Origin of the sequence: Amycolatopsis tucumanensis (genome assembly GCF_021654135.1) — a bacterium.
Taxonomy (GTDB): domain Bacteria; phylum Actinomycetota; class Actinomycetes; order Mycobacteriales; family Pseudonocardiaceae; genus Amycolatopsis_E; species Amycolatopsis_E tucumanensis.
Window position 1 is genome coordinate 21,823 of the sequence record NZ_JAKGSD010000015.1, and the last position, 17,903, is coordinate 39,725.

The following is a 17,903-nucleotide window of genomic DNA, read 5'->3' on the forward strand; positions in this document are numbered from 1 at the left end:
GCCAGGGCTGCGCGGCCGGGTCCCGATACCCTCGCAAGATGCCCGCGCACCTCACCGACCGGCAGCCCGAGCTGGGAGCGGACGAGCTGATCGCCGCCCTGGTGCCGCCGCCGCGCTTCGACGCCGTGCGGTTCGCCACCTACGTGCCGAACCCCGACGAGCCGAGCCAGGCGCAGGCGGTGGAGTCGTGCTCGGCGTTCGCGGCGCGCATCGAGAAGGCGGCGCCGAAGAAGTCCAAGCTGCGGTCGCTGTTCGGCGGCGGTTCGGCGCCCGCGCCCGGGAAGCAGGGCCTCTACCTGGACGGCGGGTTCGGTGTCGGCAAGACCCACCTGCTCGCCTCGACCTGGCACGACGCGCCGTCGCCGAAGGCCTACGGCACGTTCGTCGAGCTGACCCACCTGGTCGGCGCGCTCGGCTTCGGCGAGGCGGTGCGGCGGCTGTCCGAGCACCGGCTGCTCGCCATCGACGAGTTCGAGCTGGACGACCCGGGAGACACGATGCTGGTCACCCGCCTGCTGCGGGAGCTGACCGACGCCGGCGTGTACGTCGCGGCGACGTCGAACACGCTGCCGGACAAGCTCGGCGAGGGCCGGTTCGCGGCCGAGGACTTCCTGCGCGAGATCCAGTCGCTGTCGTCGCGGTTCTCGGTGGTGCGGGTGGACGGGCCGGACTACCGGCACCGCGGCCTGCCGGACGCGCCGCCGCCGGTGGACGAGGAGACCCTGCTCGCATCCGCGGACAGCCGCGAGGGCGCCACGCTCGACGACTTCGACGCGTTGTGCGAGCACCTGGCGAAGCTGCACCCGTCCCGCTACGGACGTCTCGTCGACGGCGTCTCCGTCGTGCACATCCGGGGTGTGCGACCGGCGCCGGACCAGAACGTGGCGCTGCGGCTGGTCGCGTTCGCCGACCGGCTCTACGACCGGGCCATCCCGGTGGTCGTCTCCGGCGGTTCGCTCGGCGAGCTGTTCACCGAGGAGATGCTGCAGGGGGGCTACCGGAAGAAGTACCTGCGGGCGGTGAGCCGGCTGACCGCGCTGGCGCGAGACGCCGCGTCGGTGAGCTGAGCGCCAGCACCACGGCGACGGCGAAGAACGCGCCGCCCGCCACGTCGGTGGGGTAGTGGTAGCCCAGCCCGACGAGCCCGATGCCCGCGATCAGGAGGATCACCGCGCTCACGCCGACCGTGACGGCCCGGGCGATCCCGGGCCGGGCGAGCAGCACCAGCACGGTGAGCGTGGCGACCATGCTGACCGTGTGCCCGCTCGGGTAGGCGAGGTAGTCGTACTTCATCCGGTCGAACAGCGGCTTGAGCACCCACGTGTTGAGCGCGACCGGCGCGGCGACGCCCAGCACCGCCAGCGCCACGCCGTCCCAGCGGCGGCCGAGCGCGCAGGCGAGCACCACGATCGCGAGCAGCGGCAGCAGCACGACCGGTTCGGTGGGCAGCACGAACAGGTCCAGCAGCGCGGGCTGTCCGCCGAACACGCCGTCAATCCACGCCGTGACCGTGGCGTCGGGGCCGGTGGCGGTGGTGTCCCCGGCGAACGGGACGCCGATCGCCAGTGCGGCCGCCGCGCACACGGCGACGACGGCCCACTTCACGCGTCAGTCCGTGATCGCCGGGAAGCGGCCGTTCTTGACCGCGGTGACCAGCTCGGCGTGGTCGGACTCGGTCTGGTCGGCGTAGCGCACCGCGTAGCGGCCGATGGCCTCGTCGAGCTGGTCGTCACCGTCGAAGTATCCCGCCAGCAGCCGCGGGTGGACCGAGCGGATGTGCGCGCGGGCGAGCAGCGCGCCGGCCAGGCGGCCGTAGTCGTCGAGGTCCTTGCCGCCCAGCTCGGTGGGCTCGATCGCGCCCTTCATGTTGCGGAACTGGCGCACGATGAACGGCCTGCCCTCGATGGTGGTCCAGCCGAGGAGGATGTCCGTCTCGGCCTGCACCAGGCGGGCGCCGTGCACGATGCGCTGGCCCTCGTGCTCGGCGCGGTGCTCCGGCAGGTACGGCGTGAGCGCGGACGGGCGGGCCTCCTTGACCTGCAGCACCAGGTCCTCGTCGGTGTTGCCGTGCAGCAGCACGACGTAGCTGCGCAACCCGACGCTGCCGGTGCCGACGACGCGGAAGGCGACGTCGGCGATGCGGTAGCGGGCGATCAGGTTGCGCCGCGACTCGCGCAGGGTGTGCACATAGGACACCAGCCCGTCGGCCACGGCGTCCGCGGTCGGCTCGTCGACGTGCCGCAGCACCGGCGGGTCCTCGACGAAGCGGTGGTGGCTCAGGCCGGTGGTGTGGTCGTCGATGCGCTCGGTCCACTTGGCCGCGACGCGGGCGCTGGTGTTGCGGCGCGCTTTCTCGGCGGCTTCGCTGAACTCGTCGGCGAGGTCGTGAGCCTTCACCTTGGACAGCGCGTCCGCGTCGGCGAGCGCGTTCCACGAGCGCAGGAACGACGCCTCGCCGAGCTGGCGCACCACGCGCCGGTAGGACTTCACCGCGTCCTCGGCCGCGTCCCGGCAGTCCTCTTCGGACACCCCGCCCTCGCGCCCGGCGAGCACCAGGCTCGCGGCGAGGCGCTTGAGGTCCCACTCCCACGGCCCGCGGATGGTTTCGTCGAAGTCGTTGATGTCCATGACGATCTGGCCGTCCGGCGTGCCGTACAGGCCGAAGTTCGCGGCGTGCGCGTCACCGCAGATCTGGGCGGACAGTCCACTGTGCGGGGTGCCGGCCAGGTCCGCGGCCATCAAACCGGCCGCGCCGCGGAAGAACGCGAACGGGGAGGCGATCATGCGCCCGATCCGCAGCGGGACGAGGTCGCCGAGGCGGCCGGCGTTGCTGTGCTCGACGAACTCGGCGACCGACGGCCGGTGCTCCCCGGCGGCCGCGTGGTCGTGCGCCGTCGGCGGCGTGCGTTCCCCCAGCTCCCGGCCCCGCGCGTGCAGCTCCTCGGGATCGCTCAGCTCACCCGGCACCAGTGCCCGTTCCATCCCCTGCTCCCTCCGTTGCCTGCACAACGTACGGGAGGGGTGGACGGTTTCAGCCGCGCCGCGCGAGTGCCGCGGTGCCGCGCGGCGAGGCGCCCGCGCCCGGCCGCGAGTTGCGCGCTCGCGCGGCGAGGGGCACCTTCGCGCCCGGCGAGGCTCCGCTTCGCTCGGGAGTTGCGCGCTCGCGGTGGCGGGGGCCACGTTTTGTGCCCGGGGCGGCGGGTTGCGTGCTCGCGCCCGGCGAGGCCCCGGCTCCCGCCCGGGAGTTGCACGTTCGCGGTGGCGGGTTCCGCGCTCGCGGTGGCGGGCCCCAACTCGCGCCCTGCGTGGCCCCGCTGCGCTCGCGAGTTGCGCTCGCGGTGATGAGGGCCACGTCAGCGCCCAGGCGGCGGGTTCCGCGCCCGCCCGGCGAGGCCCGGCTCCCGCCCGGCGAGAGCCAGAGTTCGCCCCCCGGGGGCGAGTCTGCGCTCCCGCCCGGCCGAGGCCCCCACTTCCGCCCGGCGAGGCCCCCCCGCTCGGCGAGGCCCCCCGCTCGGCGAGGCCCCCGCTCCGGCCCGCGAGTTCGCGCCCGCGAGCGCCACCTGCGCCGCGGCGGGTCCCACGGCAGCGGTCAGCCGGCCAGAACCTCCTCCAGGATGTCCAGCCCCCGGTTCAGATCGGCCTCCGAGATCACCAGCGGTGGCGCCAGCCGCAGCGTCGCGCCGTGTGTTTCCTTCGCCAGCAGCCCCTTCGCTGCCAGGGCCTCGCACGCCTCGCGGCCGGACAGCCCGCCCGGCGTGATGTCGATGCCCGCCCACAGGCCGCGGCCGCGGACCTCGGCCAGTCCGTGCCCGACCAGTTCCCCGAGCCGCGCGTGCATGCGCGCGCCCAGCTCCACCGACCGCTGCTGGAACTCGCCCGTGGACAGCAGCTTGATCACCGCCCGGCCGACCGCGCACGCCAGCGGGTTGCCGCCGAAGGTCGAGCCGTGCTCGCCCGGCTTGAGGACTCCCAGCACGTCCTGGCGGCCGACCACCGCGGACAGCGGCAGGATCCCGCCGCCCAGCGCCTTGCCCAGCGTGTAGAGGTCGGCGCGCACCCCGCTCGGCTCCAGCGCGAGCAGCGTGCCGGTGCGGGCCAGCCCGGACTGGATCTCGTCGGCGATCAGCAGCGTCCCGGTCTCGTCGCACAGCCGGCGCGCCTCCGCCAGGTACCCCTCCGGCGGCACCAGCACCCCGGCCTCGCCCTGGATCGGCTCCAGCAGCACCGCCGCGGTGCGCTCGGTGATCGCGTCGCGCAGTGCCGCCGTGTCGCCGTACTTCACCACCGTGAACCCCGGGGTGTAGGGTCCGAACCCGGCGCGCGCGGTCTCGTCGGTGGAGAACGAGATGATCGTCGTGGTGCGGCCGTGGAAGTTCGACCCGGCGACCACGATCTCGGCCCGCCCGTCCGGCACGCCCTTGACCTCGTAGGCCCACTTGCGGGCGATCTTGAGCGCGGACTCGACCGCCTCCGCGCCGGAGTTCATCGGCAGCACCATCTCGGTGCCGGTCAGCTCGGCCAGCTCGCGGCAGAACGCGCCCAGCTGGTCGTGGTGGAACGCGCGCGAGGTCAGCGTGACCCGCCCGAGCTGCTCCTGCACCGCCGCGATCAGGGCGGGGTGCCGGTGCCCGAAGTTCAGCGCCGAGTAGGCGGACAGGAAGTCGAGGTACCGGCGGCCCTCGACGTCGGTGACCCAGGCGCCGTCGGCTTCGGCGATCACCACGGGCAGCGGGTGGTAGTTGTGCGTGCTCCAGCGCTCGTCGAGCGCGATGAACTCGGCCGCGGAGGTCGTCATGCCTTCAGGCTAAGGGCACTTCACGTCCGGAATCATCCGTCGATCGTTGCTTCGACGGGCTGATCGTTGCGCACTTGGGCGTGATTCCGGAGGTTCGTTGCATCGCTCAGGGCGCCAGTACCTCGTTCCACTCCCGGACGTACCAGTTCTTCACCACGCCGTTGCGCACGAACGGGTCGCCTGCCACGAACTCCTCCGCGGCTTCGCGGGTGCGGAACACGCTGAGCGACCCGTTCACCTGCGGGTTCTCCAGGGTGCCGACGAGCAGCAGGTCGCCACGGGCGTGGAACTCGCGGATCCGCGCCGAGTGGGCGTCCATGTGCGGGGCGCCGCGCTCCAGGACGTTGTCCGCCGGTTCGTAGAACACCAGGTACTTCATGCCGCACGCTCCGCCGCTTCGGTGAGCCGGCCCAGGATCCGCGCCCAGCCCTCGGTGAACGCGCCGCCGGCGTAACCGCCGTCGAGTGCGCAGGACGCCCGCACCTGCTCGTCGCTGAGCGCCTCCCAGCCGCGGTGCTCCACCGCGACCCGGGTGAGCGCGGGGCCCAGCGCCCGGAAGGTCAGCTCGACCTCGGTGGGCGCCGGGGTGACCAGCCAGGTCATGGTGAACCGCTCCGGCGGGTCCCACGCGAGCACCTCGCCCCAGTCGTGCTCGGTGCCGTCGTCCCACGTCTCGTAGACGCGGCCGCCCGTGCGGCGCTCGAAAGTCACGTCCCGCACCCGGTCCCCGCCGCGGGAGAACGGCTCGACCGGCCACCAGACGCCGATCGTGCGGACGAACGTGTCGAAGGTGTGCGCGGCGTCGCTGCGCACGAGGGTCGCCTGCCGCACCGGCGGCCGGCTCAGGATGTCGGTCATGCCGAACCTCTCGCCGTGTCGTCTTCGCCGATCCCCCGCTCAGCTTCGACCAGCCGCCGGGCCGTGTCGAGGGATGAGGTCCACATGTCGTCGAGGAACTGCCGCAGCCCGGCGAGGCCGTCCGGGCGGGCGCGGTAGAGCCGGCGGGTACCGTCGCGCCGCTCGTCGAGCAGTCCCGCGTTCTTCAGGACGGTGAGGTGCTGGCTGACCGCCGTGCGGCTCACGTCGAAGGACTCCGCGATCTCGCCGGCGGCCAGCTCGTCGTGGGCGACCAGCCGGAGGATCGCGCGCCGCCTGGGCTCCGCGAGCGCCCGCAGCGCCTCGTCCGTCCGCTCGTCGTCCGTCATGCCCGCTCCTACGCCCAGAGTCCGACCTGGTTGCCGTCCGGGTCGGCGAAGATGGCGAACCGCCCGAAGTCGCCGGGGAGGTCGGTGGGCGGCACCAGCCGCTTCCCGCCCAACCGCTCCGCCCGGTCCAGGTACGCGTCGAGGTCGTCGACCCGCATGTAGATCTTGACGCCGGTGTCGCCGGGGCCCGTCGAGGGCCCGATCCCGCCGCCGATGCCCCCGCCCGTGTCGACGAGCGCGTAGCCGCCCATCGCCGGGTCGGCGTCGACCTGCCAGTCGAACAGCTCCGCGTAGAACTTCCGCGCCCGTTCGGCGTTCGCGCTGATCACTTCGAAGAACGCGACCTGCTGTCCCATGATCGATCCTTTCTGTCAGTATTCGCTAACGTTAGCGAATACTGACAGAAAGAGTCAACCGTCGCTCGCCAAGACCGGGCGTCGTTTGACAGAGTGCGAGGCGTGACCGACGAGCTCTCCTTCCTCCGCCAGCAGGCCCGCACCCAGCGCTTCACCCTCGGCACCCCGCGCGAGTTCCGCGTCGCGCCCGACGGGTCGCGCCTGCTGTTCCTGCGTTCGGAGTCCGGCACCGACCGGCGCAACAGCCTCTGGGAACTCGACCTCACGCGGGGCGGGGAGACCAAGGTCGTGGACGCGGCCGAGCTGCTGCCCGGCGAGGAGGAGCTGCCGCCGGAGGAGCGGGCCCGCCGCGAGCGCATGCGGGAGAGCGCGGGCGGCGTGGTCGGCTACGCCGTGGACGACGAGTTCCGCCTGGCCGCCTTTTCCCTGTCCGGCAAGCTCTACACCGTCGACCTGGGCAGCCGCGAGGTGACCGAACTGGTCGACACCTCGGTCGTCGACCCCCGCCCGAACCCCACCGGCACCCACATCGCCTACGTCCGGGATCGCAAGCTGCGCGTCATTGACCTCGCCACGCGCGAAGACACTGTGGTCGCCGGCGAGGACGGCGAGGACATCGCGTGGGGCCTGGCCGAGTTCATCGCCGCCGAGGAACTGGGCCGCGCCCGCGGCTACTGGTGGTCGCCCGACGGGCAGACCCTGCTCGTCGAGCGCACCGACCGCGCGGACGTGCCTCGCTGGACCATCTCCGACCCGGCCCACCCCGAGGCCGGCGCGAACACCGTCGCGTACCCGGCGGCGGGCACCACGAACGTCGACGTCTCGCTGGCCTTCTTCGGCCTCGACGGCACCCGCGTGGACGTCGAGCGCGGCGACTGGGAGTACCTGGTCGCGGTGCACTGGTCGGCGGGCGGCCCGCCGCTGCTCGCCGTGCAGCCCCGCGACCAGCGCGAACTCGCGTTCTACGCGGTCGATCCCGCCGACGGCTCCACCAAGCTGCTGCACACCGAGACCGATCCGCACTGGGTCGAGATCGTGCCCGGCGTGCCCGCCTGGACCACCGACGGGCGGCTCGTGCACGTCAGCGCCGCGGACGGCAGCTACCGGCTGGTGGTCGACGGCGAACCGGTCACGGAGCCGGGCCTGCAGGTCCGCTCGGTGCTGCACGTCGGCGCCGAGGTCCTGTTCAGCGCGAGCGAAAGCGACCCGACGCAGATCCACGTCTACCGCACCGGCCCGGACGGCGTGACCCGGCTGTCCGACGCCGACGGCGTGCACGTCGGCGCGGGCACCGCGGAGATCACCGTGCTGTCGTCGTGGAGCCTGCGCCGCAGCGGCCCCGAAGTGACCGTGCTGCGCAACGGCCGCCCGCTCGCCGAGGTCCGCTCCTACCCGGTCGACCCGGGCCTGGAACCCGACCCGGAATGGCTCACCGTCGGCGAGCGTGGCCTGCGTGCCGCGCTGCTGCTGCCCACCGGGTACCGGCCCGGGGACGGCAAGCTGCCCGTCCTGCTCGACCCCTACGGCGGCCCGCACGCGCAGCGCGTCCTGCAGAGCCGCAACGCCTTCCTCACCTCGCAGTGGCTGGCCGACCAGGGCTTCGCGGTCCTCGTCGCGGACGGGCGCGGCACCCCGGGCCGGGGGCCGGCGTGGGAGAAGGAGATCGTGCGCGAGCTGGCCGAGGTGACGCTCACCGACCAGGTGGACGCGCTGCACGCGGTCGCCGCCGACCACCCGGAGCTCGACCTGTCCCGGGTCGCGATCCGCGGCTGGTCCTACGGCGGGTACCTGTCCGCGCTGGCCGTGCTGCGCCGCCCGGACGTCTTCCACGCGGCGGTCGCGGGCGCGCCGGTCACCGACTGGTCCCTCTACGACACCCACTACACCGAGCGCTACCTCGGCGTGCCGGACGAGGAGCCGGAGTCCTACGAGCGCAACTCGCTGATCGCCAGTGCGCCGGAGCTGCGGCGCGCGTTGCTGATCGTGCACGGCCTTGCCGACGACAACGTGTTCGTCGCGCACGCGCTGCGCCTGTCTTCGGCGCTGCTGGCCGCGGGCCGCCCGCACGTGTTCCTGCCGCTGGTCGGCGCGACCCACATGACGCCGCAGGCCGAAGAGGTCGCGGAGAACCTGATGAAGGTCCAGGTGGACTGGATCAAACGAGAGCTGGAGGCTGCTGCGCGATGAAGCGCTGGGGAATCACGATTCCGCTGACCGGGGTGCCGCTCACTGCGCACCGTGAGCTGATCGAGCGGCTGCCCGCGCTCGGTTACACCGACGCGTGGTCGGCCGAAACCGCGGGGACGGACGCGTTCTCGCCGCTGCTGCTGGCTTCGCAGTGGGCGCCGGAGCTGCGGCTGGGCACCGCGATCGTGCCGGTCTACACCCGGGGGCCCGGTCTGCTGGCGATGTCCGCGGCGACTCTGGCGGAGGCCGCGCCCGGCCGGTTCGTGCTCGGCATCGGCGCGTCCTCGCCGGTGATCGTGCAGGGCTGGAACGCCGCCGAGTTCGCCAAACCGTTCGCCCGCACCAGGGACACGCTGCGGTTCCTGCGTGCCGCGCTGGCGGGGGAGAAGGTGACGGCGGAGTACGAAACGTTCTCGGTGAGCAAGTTCCGGCTCGAGCGCGCGCCGGAGCCGGCGCCGCCGATCATGCTCGCCGCGCTGCGGCCCGGCATGCTCAAGCTTGCCGCGAAGGAGGCCGACGGCGCGATCACGAACTGGCTCTCGCCTGCCGACGTCCGTCAGGTGCGCGCCGAGATCGGGCCGGACACCGAGCTGGCGGCGCGGATCTTCGTCTGCCCGACCACCGACCGCGAAGCCGCGCGTGGCCTGGGCCGGATGCTGATCAGCAGCTACCTCACCGTGCCGGTGTACGCGGCGTTCCACGACTGGCTCGGCCGCGGCGAGGCGCTCGCGCCGATGCACGAGGCGTGGCGCGCTGGCGACCGGAAACGGGCGAACGAGGTGATTCCGGACGAGGTGGTCGACGACCTGGTCGTGCACGGCAGCCCCGAGGAGTGCCGGGAGAAGGTGCAGTCCTATGTGGACAACGGGCTGACCACGCCGGTGATCGCCCTGCTGCCCACCGGCGACGACCCGGTGCGGCAGGTGGAGGCGCTCGCGCCCCGGTGACCCGGCACACGCCGCCGTGACCCCTTTGGCGGCATGACTAACGCTCCCCGGGCGGGCACTTTGGGAGGAACGTGCCCGCCGGGGGTGTGCCCGCGGCGCACGGTGTCCGTATCGTGGCTTAGCGTAGGCATACCTAAGGAGCGGTGAGTGGGCGAATCGATACCGGAGAGCGCCGGGCTGGCCGGTGGCCGCGCGGGACACCGGCGGCTGGCCGAGCTGATCCCGCTGGTCCTCGACGCGATGGGCGCGGGAGCGGCGGAACGCGGCGGACCGGGTCCGGCGGGCGGGCCGGCTGCCGTCGCGGCCGGGGTGGCGGCCCTGACCGGCGCGGAACCGCTGGCCGGGGCCACCGGTGTCGGAGCCGCGCAAGCGCTTTCCGAGATGTCCCGGCTGCTGGCCGCGGGCTCGGTCGACCCCGCCGACCCGGCGTGCGCGGCGCACCTGCACTGTCCGCCGCTCGCCGTCGCCGTGGCCGCCGACGTCGTGGCGAGCGCGCTCAACCCGTCGATGGACTCGTGGGACCAGGCCCCGGTCGCGAGCGAGATCGAACGCGAGCTGGTCACCCTGATCGCGCGGCTCTGCTACCCGGACGCCCCCGCGCCGGACGCCGTCGTCACCACCGGCGGCACCGAGTCGAACCTGCTCGGGCTGCTGCTCGCGCGCGAGCCGGAGCCGGCCGTCCGCCCGCTGTGCGGGCGCAACGCGCACCACAGCGTCGCCCGCGCCGCGTGGCTGCTCGGCCTGCCCGCGCCGGTCCTGGTGGACTGCGACGGCGAACGCATGCGCCCGGCCGCGCTGGAGGAGGCCCTGCGCGAACTCGGCTCGCCCGCGGTCGTGGTCGCCACCGCGGGCACCACCGACACCGGCGAGATCGACCCGCTGCGCGAGCTGGCGGCGGTGTGTCGTCGGCACGGCGCGCGCCTGCACGTCGACGCCTCCTACGGCGGACTCGCCCTGTGCAGCGCGAAGCTGAAGCCCCTCCTCGACGGCCTGGACGAAGCGGACTCCGTCGCGCTGGACGCCCACAAGTTCGGCTGGCAGCCCATTTCCGCGGGCCTGCTCGCGGTGCGCAACGCCGCGGACCTGTCGGCGTTGTCGGTGCGCGCCGAGTACCTCAACGCGGACGACGACACCGAGGCCGGGCTGCCGGACTTGCTCGGCCGTTCGATCCGCACGTCCCGCCGCCCCGACGCGTTCCGGATGGCCGTCACCCTGCGGGCGCTCGGCATCGACGGCATGGGCGCGCTCGTCGAGCACTGCTGCGCCACCGCGGCCGAAGTCGCGGCCATGATCGAGCGGCACCCGGGCCTGCGGCTGTGGGGTGCGCCGACGTTGTCCACGGTGCTGTTCAAACCGGTGGACGCCGACGACGAACTGGTCGCCCGGGTGCGCCGCACATTGCTGGAGGCGGGCACCGCGATCGTCGGCAGGGCAACGATGTCCGACGGCGTGTGGCTCAAGCTGACCCTGCTGCACCCGCACGCGAGCGCCGAGGACTACCGGCCGCTGCTGGAGTCGGTGGTCGCGGCCGCCGCGGCGCAACCCGCCGAGGTGGTCCTGCGGTGACTCCGGTCGATCTGGCCGGGGTCGGGATCGGCCCGTTCAACCTGTCGCTGGCCGCGCTCGCCGAGCCGGTCGAGGACCTGACCGTCGCCCTGTACGACCGCTGCCCGGAGTTCCGCTGGCACCCCGGCCTGCTGCTCGACGGCGTGACCCTGCAGGTGCCGTTCCTGGCCGACCTGGTGTCGCTGGCCGATCCGACCAGCGCGCTGTCCTTCCTGAACTACCTGCGCGCCAAGGACCGGCTGTTCCCGTTCTACTTCGCCGAACGCTTCCACATCCCGCGCGCGGAGTACGACGACTACTGCCGCTGGGTGTCGCAGCGGCTGGACAGCTGCCGGTTCGGCACCGACATCACCGGGATCGAGTGGCGCGATGGGCTGTTCCGGCTGCGCTCGTCCGCCGGGGAGATCAGCGCGCGCAACGTCGTGCTCGGCATCGGCACCGAACCCCGCGTCCCGGAACCGTTGCGCGCGCTCGCCGGCGATCCGGACGTGCCGGTGATCCACTCCGCGGAGTACCTGTCCGAGCGGGAACGGCTGCTGGCGCTGCCCGCGGTGACGGTCGTCGGCTCGGGCCAGTCCGGCGCGGAGGTGTTCCTGGACCTGCTGCGGCACCGCAAGCAACCGGACGGGCTGCGGTGGGTGACGCGGACGGTGTCGTTCGCGCCGATGGAGTACTCCAAGCTCGGGCTGGAGCAGTTCACGCCCGACTACACGCGCTTCTTCCACCGGCTGCCGGAGGCCGAGCGTGACCGGCTGCTGCCCGCGCAGTGGCAGCTGTACAAGGGGATCGACGCCGACACCATCGCCGACATCCACGACGAGCTGTACCGCCGCTCGGTCGGCGGCGGCTGGCCGGGCGTCACGCTGACGCCGGGCGTGGAGGTGGTGTCCGCGCGGCGCGACGGCGAGCGGATCGCGCTGGGCCTGCGGCACCGGCAGGAAGGCAGCACCGCGACTTGGGTGACCGACGCGGTCGTCGCCGCCACCGGTTACCGGGAGCGGCCGCTGGACGGGGTGCTCGGGCCGCTGGCGGACGCGGTCGCGCGGGACGGCAGCGGCCGCCCGGTCGTCGAGCGCGACTACCGGCTGCGGCTCGCGCCGGAGATCGGCGGCGCGATCTTCGTGCAGAACGCGGAACGGCACACGCATGGGGTCGGTGCGCCGGACCTCGGGCTGGCGGCGTGGCGGGCCGCTTCGATCGTCAACGCGGTCTGCGGCCGCACCGTCTACCGGTTGCCGTCGCGCACGGCGTTCACGCGGTTCGGGTTGGAGGAGTGAGCGTGGAAACTGCCCAGGCGTGGCGCGCGGCCGGCACGCTGGTCGTGCACAAGATGCTCGGCGAACTGTCCTACGAGGGCCTGTTCCGCCCCGAGCCCGCGGACGACGAGGAGCGCAGGCTGTGGCGGCTGAAGCTGCCCGAGGTGACCTACGAGTTCCGGGCCCGGCGCGGCGCGTTCGAGTCGTGGACGGTGGAGCCCGGGTCGGCGTTGCGGGACGGCGAACCGGCGACCGATCCGCGGGTGCTGGTGGTGGACGCCCGCAAGGAGCTGGGCCTGTCCGGGTTGCGGCTGGCGGACGTACTGGCCGAGCTGACGGCCACGGTGACCAACGAGGCCGCCCGCCTGCGCCGCGCGCCCAGCGCCGCGGAACTGTCCACGATGGACTACAACCTCGCCGACGGGCACCTGACCGGGCATCCGCGGCTGGTGCTCAACAAGGGCCGGGTCGGGTTCTCCGCGGACGACCGCGCCCGGTACGCGCCGGAGGCCGGGGCCGACGTGCGGCTGCGGTGGTTCGCCGTGCACCGGGACCACGCGCGGTTCCGCTGCGTCGAGGAGCTTTCGGCCGATCGGTTGTTCGCCGGGGAGCTGGACGACGACCAGCGCGCCGAGTTCACCCGCCTCGCCGACCCCGCGGACTACGTGTGGGTGCCCGTGCACCCGTGGCAGGCGGACGAGGTCCTCGGCACGCTCTACGCCGGTGAACTCGCCACCGGCGTCGTGATCGAACTGGGCGAGTCCCGCGACGCTTACCGTCCACATCAGACGGTCCGGACGCTGGCGAACGTGTCCCGGCCGGACCGGCACGACGTCAAGACCGCGGTCTCGGTGCGCAACACGCTGGTCTACCGCGGGCTCGCGTCGGGCGCGACGCTCGCCGGGCCCGCGGTGACGAGCTGGCTCAAGCGGGTCGGCGCGGCGGATCCGCTGCTCAGCGAGAAGTACCGGTTCGAGCTGCTCGGCGAGGTCGCGAGCGTGTCGGTCGAGCACCCGCTGTTCGGCGCGATCGACGAGCTGCCGTACCGGTTCCACGAAACGCTCGGCGCGCTGTGGCGCGAGCCGCTGCTGTCGCGGCTGGCCGAGGGCGAGCAGGCGATCTCGTTCGCCGCGTTGCCCTACCGAGACCCGGCCGGCGCGTCGGTCGTCACGAGGCTGATCGAGCGGGCCGGCTGGGGCGCGGAACGCTGGCTCGGCACGGTGTTCGACCTGCTGCTCACCCCGCTGCTGCAGTGGCTGCTGCGCTACGGCGTCGGGTTCTGCCCGCACGGCCAGAACCTGATCCTGATCGTCGACGAGCACGGGCGGCCGCTGCGCGTGGCGATCAAGGACTTCGCGCAGGGCGTCGACCTGCTCGACGAGGACCTCGACTGCTACCGGCTGCTCGCGCCGGAGGCCGCCGACGAGATGCTGCGCTGGCCGGCGCACCTGCTCGCGCAGTCGCTGTTCAGCTCGGTGTTCTCCGGGCAGCTGCGGTTCTGGGCCGAGATCCTGCTCGACGACCTGGCCTTCCCGCGGGCGCGGTTCTGGGAGCTGGTGCGCGAGGTCGTCGGCCGGTACCGCGCGGAGAACCCGGACGTGGCCGAGCGGTTCGACCGGTGCCTGCTGTTCGCACCGGACGTCGAGCGGGTCACGCTGAACCGGGAACACCTGGCCGGGCAGGGATTCGACAAGGTCGACCGCGACGACGAGTTCGACGTGCGGTGGGGCCGCGTGCCGAACCCGCTGCACGCCCCGGACCCGGCGGGGGCGTGGTGAGAGCGCCGCGCCCGGTCGGGCCGCGCACGGTCGCCGAGCGGGAGGCGGCCGCGCGGGGCATGCGCGCGGCGCTGGACCGGGGCGACGTGCCGCGGGTGCTGCTGCTGGTGCCCGACCCGCACGCCCGGTTCGCCGCGGTCGAGCTGTCCGGGCGATTCGTGACCGAGGAGGTGCTCACCGGCGGCTACGGGATCTGCACGTATGTCTTCGCCTGGGACGTCGAGCGGGAGGCGCTGCCGCTCGGCGCGGATAGCCCGCTGGCCCGCTACGTCGACGGCTACGGCGACCTGCGGATGCGGCCCGACCTGGCGACGATCACCGCGTTGCCGGACGGGGTGTGCGGCATCGTGTGCGACGTCGAGTGGCCGGACGGCGAACCGGCGCGGGCGGCGCCCCGCCGGGTCCTGACCGAGCAGCTGACGGCGCTGGAATCGCTCGGGTACGTGCCGTCGGCGGGGCTCGAGCACGAGGTCGTGTTCAGCGACGCCGACGGGCCGCTGAGCACGCACGGGGTGGACTACGCCGTCGGTGGGACCGAGCGGATGCGGCCGCTGCTGCGCGATCTCCGGGTGGCGCTGGAGCGGTCCGGGCTGGGCGTGGAGTCCGCGCGTGCCGAGTGCCATCCCGGGCAGTACGAAATCGTGTTGCGGCACCGGGATGCGCTCGCCGCGTGTGACGACGCCTTGTTGCAGCAGTTGATCGTGCGGTCGGTGGCCGCGGAGCACGGGGTGTCCGCGGCCTACCTGGCGGCGCCGGAGCCGGGGCAGGGGTGTTCGTGCCACGTGCACCTGTCGCTGTCCACGGTGGCGGGGGAGCCCGCGTCGGGGGACGGGACCGCGTTGTCGCCGGTGATGGCGTCGTTCCTCGCCGGGGTGCTGCGGGACGCGGCGGCGCTCGCGCCGGTGTGGGCGCCCACCTGGAACAGCTACGTGCGGTTGCGGACGGCGCCGTTCTCGCCGCGGGAGCTGCGGTGGGGTGTCGACGACCGGACGGCGTCGGTGCGCATGGCCGGTCGGGACGCGTCGCTCCGGCTGGAGTTCCGGTTCGCCGGCGCCGACGCGCAACCGCACCTGGTGGTCGCGGCGCTGCTCGCGGCGGGCCGGGCGGGCATCGAGGAGGCGCTGCCGCTGCCGACCGCGGGGGAGGTGCTGGGCGCGCTGCCGGAGGCGCCGTGGGAGGCGCTGTCCGGGCTGGACCGCGTGGCGAAGCTGCTGGGTGACGAGGTCGCGGCTCAGCAGGAGGCGTTGCTGCGGGCCGAACTGGCGGCCGGTTGTGGGGCGGTCACCGATTGGCAGCGCCGGCGGGGCGCCTTGCGGGCGTGACCGGCATCGACAGCTCGCGGGCCTTCTGGCGGGGGATCGCGAAGGCCAGCAGCAGGGCGACGCCGACCAGGACGTAGGTGGCGGCGGACAGCTGCTCGGGGAACGTCCAATCCCGGTGCACGACCGGGAAGTCGGTCTCCGGCAGGTTGTGGAACGGCGCCCAGACGAAGAACACCGCGGTCAGCGCCCCCCAGGCGAACCAGGCCACGGCGAGCCAGGAGCGGTCCAGCGCGCGGCGCACGGTGACACCGAGCACCACGACCAGTGCCGGGACCACCCACACGTAGTAGTGCGACCACGAGGTGGGGGAGACGAGCAGAGCCAGGCCGGCGTTGGCCATCAACGCGAGTGCGGGCTCGGCGCGGCGCATCGCGTTCGCGACCAGCGCCAGCAGGCCGAGCACCAGGACGATCCACACGGCCTTCTCGGCCGCGCCGGTCAGCCCGGTGCGCACGATGACCGCCTCGATGGCCTGGTTGGTGGCGAACGCGGTGCCGCTGACACCGCCGCCGCTCAGGCCGCCCTGGAACCAGTAGTGGATGGAGCCGCCGAAGTCCGCGACGAACCCGATCACGGTGGCGACGCCGAACGTGATGGCCGAGGTGATGGCCGACCGGTAGTCGCGGCGGATCAGGAAGAACAACACGAACGCGGCCGGGGTGAGCTTGAGGGCCGCCGCCAGCCCGATGCCGAAGCCGCGCGGCCAGAGGGTGCGCCCGGCCAGGCAGTCGATCGTGACCAGGGCCATCATGATGATGCTGACCTGCCCGAAGCCGAACGTCTGGCTCACCGGCTCGAGGAAGACGGTCAGCGGGAGGACGACCGACGCGACGGCGACGCCCCCGTCCCGCCCGAGCTGCGGCCGGACCGCGCGGGCGACCAGGTAGACGGTGACGAACATGCTGAGGCCGTTGAGGATGTACAGGGTCACCACGGAGGCGTCCCACGGCAGCATCGCCAGCGGCGACAGCAGCAGCGCGGCGAACGGCGGGTAGACGAACGGCAGTTCCGCGCCGTTGGCGACCTCCGGCAGCGTGCCGTACATGTCGCGGCCGTCCCACCAGGCCTGCACGCCGTAGCGGTAGACCTCGAGGTCGATCTGGGGGCGGGTGGGCAGGTAGTGCATCATGCCCTGCACCGCGAAGAAGAGCCAGACCGCACAGGGCACCGGGACCAGCCACAGGTATTTGCGCATCAGGCACTACTGTAGAGATTCGGTAACGCCCGCTCGCGGCGTGGTGCCCGCTCCCGGCGGGTGAGAGATCGTCAGGGCAGCAGGATGATCTTGCCGAACTTGCCCGGCTGGGCGAGGCGGGCGTAGGCGTCGGCGAACTGGCCGAGCGGGAAGGCCGCGTCGACGGGCACCCGCAGGCGCCCCTCGGCCAGCAGGGGCACCACCGACGTGCGTACGGTGGCGGCGAGGAGCGCCTTCTCGGCGGGTGAGCGCCCGCGGATGGTGGTGCCGATCAGCTGGGCGCGCGCGAGCATGAGGTCGAACATCCGCAGCGGCGCCGTGCTCCCGGCCTGGACCCCGACGACGAGAACCTTGCCGCGGCTGCGGAGCAGGCCGATCCGCCGCAGGCAGTCGTCGCCGCCGACCAGTTCGACGATCACGTCGTACGGCGCGTGGCCGGCCTCCTGGTCCGGGGTCACGACGTCGATCCGCCCGTCCGGAGCGAGCGCCCGCACGCGGTGGTGGAGTTCCGGACGGCGCACGCTGGCGACGGTGTGGGCGCCGGAGATCGCGGCGACCTGCACCATGGCCGTGCCCACCCCGCCCGCCGCGCCGGTGATCAGCACCCGGTCGCTTGCCCGGATCCGCGCCTGGGTGACCAGGGCGTCCCAAGCGGTGCTGAACGCCTCGGGGAATCCGGCGGCCTCCTCCCACGGCAGGCCATCCGGCACGGGCAGCAGCAGATCGGCGGGGACCGCGATCCGCTCGGCGTGGCCACCACCGCCGACCAGCGCCATGACGCGGTCCCCTGGCGCGATGTCCGAGATCCCGGGCCCGACCTGCTCGACCTCGCCGGCGACCTCCAGGCCGGGCACGTCGGCCGGCCATCCCGGCGGTGCCGGGTAGTCACCCCGCGCCTGCTGCAGATCAGCGGCGTTGAGGCCGGCGGCGCGCACCCGGACCACCACGCTCCCCGGCGCCGCGACCGGTTCCGGACGCCGCTCCAAGTCGAAGCTTCCGTGGGAGTCGATCACTACGGCCCGCATGAGCCCAAGGTAGGCCCGCCGGCATCGGTGTTGATCATCGGTGTTGCTCACCCCGCCATTCGGTAGCTGCCGCGTGACCATCGTCGGCGCCGGGCTGAGCGGGCTGACCCTCGCGCGGGGCCTGCACGGCGTCGCCGTGTACGAGCGCGACCCGCACCCGTTCGCCCGCGGTCAGGGCTACCGGATCCACCTCGATCCGGAGGCCGACCACCTCCTGCGGGACTGCCTGCCCCCGCCTGTACCGGGAGACCAGCGGACTGCCCGGCGGCCC

General features: G+C 73.4%; 16 protein-coding genes. 7 read left to right on the forward strand and 9 right to left on the reverse strand.

Annotation, left to right across the window (positions count from 1 at the left end):
* The first annotated feature begins 38 nt into the window (after window positions 1–38).
* Window positions 39–1,067, forward strand: a complete 1,029-nt coding sequence (zapE, locus tag L2C96_RS16890) for a cell division protein ZapE (RefSeq protein WP_237336874.1) — start codon at window positions 39–41, stop codon at window positions 1,065–1,067.
* On the opposite strand, the gene L2C96_RS16895 is transcribed toward zapE, so the two are convergent.
* From L2C96_RS16895 to L2C96_RS16925, 7 genes are all read right to left on the reverse strand, one after another.
* Entirely contained in the window at window positions 970–1,605 is a 636-nt protein-coding gene (locus L2C96_RS16895) for a phosphatase PAP2 family protein (protein WP_237336875.1), read from the reverse strand. The genes zapE and L2C96_RS16895 overlap by 98 nt on opposite strands.
* 3 nt (window positions 1,606–1,608) lie before the next feature.
* Window positions 1,609–2,982 carry a DUF2252 domain-containing protein gene (locus L2C96_RS16900; RefSeq protein ID WP_237336876.1) on the reverse strand — a complete coding sequence of 458 codons (1,374 nt, stop codon included), beginning with the start codon at window positions 2,980–2,982 and terminating at the stop codon, window positions 1,609–1,611.
* A 607-nt stretch (window positions 2,983–3,589) separates the two neighbouring features.
* Window positions 3,590–4,795 (reverse strand): ornithine--oxo-acid transaminase, encoded by a 1,206-nt coding sequence (gene rocD, locus L2C96_RS16905; RefSeq protein ID WP_237336877.1) that lies wholly within the window; start codon window positions 4,793–4,795, stop codon window positions 3,590–3,592.
* Between the two features lie 106 nt (window positions 4,796–4,901).
* Window positions 4,902–5,174 (reverse strand): YciI family protein, encoded by a 273-nt coding sequence (locus tag L2C96_RS16910; RefSeq protein WP_020419982.1) that lies wholly within the window; start codon window positions 5,172–5,174, stop codon window positions 4,902–4,904.
* The gene (locus L2C96_RS16915) at window positions 5,171–5,653 is read right to left on the reverse strand and encodes an SRPBCC domain-containing protein (protein ID WP_237336878.1); all 483 of its coding nucleotides are present in this window, start codon (window positions 5,651–5,653) and stop codon (window positions 5,171–5,173) included. The genes L2C96_RS16910 and L2C96_RS16915 overlap by 4 nt, the downstream gene beginning before the upstream one ends.
* Window positions 5,650–6,000: an ArsR/SmtB family transcription factor gene (locus tag L2C96_RS16920; RefSeq protein ID WP_237336879.1), complete on the reverse strand. Its 351-nt coding sequence runs from the start codon at window positions 5,998–6,000 to the stop codon at window positions 5,650–5,652. Before L2C96_RS16920 ends, L2C96_RS16915 begins: the two co-directional genes overlap by 4 nt.
* Window positions 6,001–6,008: 8 nt before the next feature.
* Window positions 6,009–6,356: a VOC family protein gene (locus tag L2C96_RS16925; RefSeq protein ID WP_020419979.1), complete on the reverse strand. Its 348-nt coding sequence runs from the start codon at window positions 6,354–6,356 to the stop codon at window positions 6,009–6,011.
* Window positions 6,357–6,458: 102 nt separating this feature from the next.
* Here L2C96_RS16925 and L2C96_RS16930 point away from each other — a divergent pair, with 102 nt between their 5' ends.
* From L2C96_RS16930 to L2C96_RS16955, 6 genes are all read left to right on the forward strand, one after another.
* Window positions 6,459–8,543: a S9 family peptidase gene (locus tag L2C96_RS16930; RefSeq protein WP_237336880.1), complete on the forward strand. Its 2,085-nt coding sequence runs from the start codon at window positions 6,459–6,461 to the stop codon at window positions 8,541–8,543.
* On the forward strand, window positions 8,540–9,490 hold the full coding sequence (locus tag L2C96_RS16935) for an LLM class F420-dependent oxidoreductase (protein WP_237336881.1): 951 nt from the start codon (window positions 8,540–8,542) through the stop codon (window positions 9,488–9,490). The genes L2C96_RS16930 and L2C96_RS16935 overlap by 4 nt, the downstream gene beginning before the upstream one ends.
* Window positions 9,491–9,637: 147 nt before the next feature.
* A complete protein-coding gene (locus L2C96_RS16940; protein WP_237336882.1) occupies window positions 9,638–11,056 on the forward strand; it encodes a pyridoxal phosphate-dependent decarboxylase family protein in 1,419 nt (472 codons plus the stop codon).
* On the forward strand, window positions 11,053–12,333 hold the full coding sequence (locus L2C96_RS16945) for a lysine N(6)-hydroxylase/L-ornithine N(5)-oxygenase family protein (protein ID WP_237336883.1): 1,281 nt from the start codon (window positions 11,053–11,055) through the stop codon (window positions 12,331–12,333). Before L2C96_RS16940 ends, L2C96_RS16945 begins: the two co-directional genes overlap by 4 nt.
* A gap of 53 nt (window positions 12,334–12,386) precedes the next feature.
* Window positions 12,387–14,090, forward strand: coding sequence for an IucA/IucC family protein (locus L2C96_RS16950; RefSeq protein ID WP_272882771.1), 1,704 nt, complete (start codon window positions 12,387–12,389; stop codon window positions 14,088–14,090).
* A complete protein-coding gene (locus L2C96_RS16955) occupies window positions 14,084–15,412 on the forward strand; it encodes a type I glutamate--ammonia ligase (RefSeq protein ID WP_372491228.1) in 1,329 nt (442 codons plus the stop codon). The genes L2C96_RS16950 and L2C96_RS16955 overlap by 7 nt, the downstream gene beginning before the upstream one ends.
* On the opposite strand, the gene L2C96_RS16960 is transcribed toward L2C96_RS16955, so the two are convergent.
* On the reverse strand, window positions 15,372–16,607 hold the full coding sequence (locus tag L2C96_RS16960) for a glycosyltransferase family 87 protein (protein WP_237336885.1): 1,236 nt from the start codon (window positions 16,605–16,607) through the stop codon (window positions 15,372–15,374). The genes L2C96_RS16955 and L2C96_RS16960 overlap by 41 nt on opposite strands.
* 71 nt (window positions 16,608–16,678) lie before the next feature.
* Window positions 16,679–17,632: an alcohol dehydrogenase catalytic domain-containing protein gene (locus L2C96_RS16965; protein ID WP_237336886.1), complete on the reverse strand. Its 954-nt coding sequence runs from the start codon at window positions 17,630–17,632 to the stop codon at window positions 16,679–16,681.
* Window positions 17,633–17,903 lie beyond the last annotated feature (271 nt).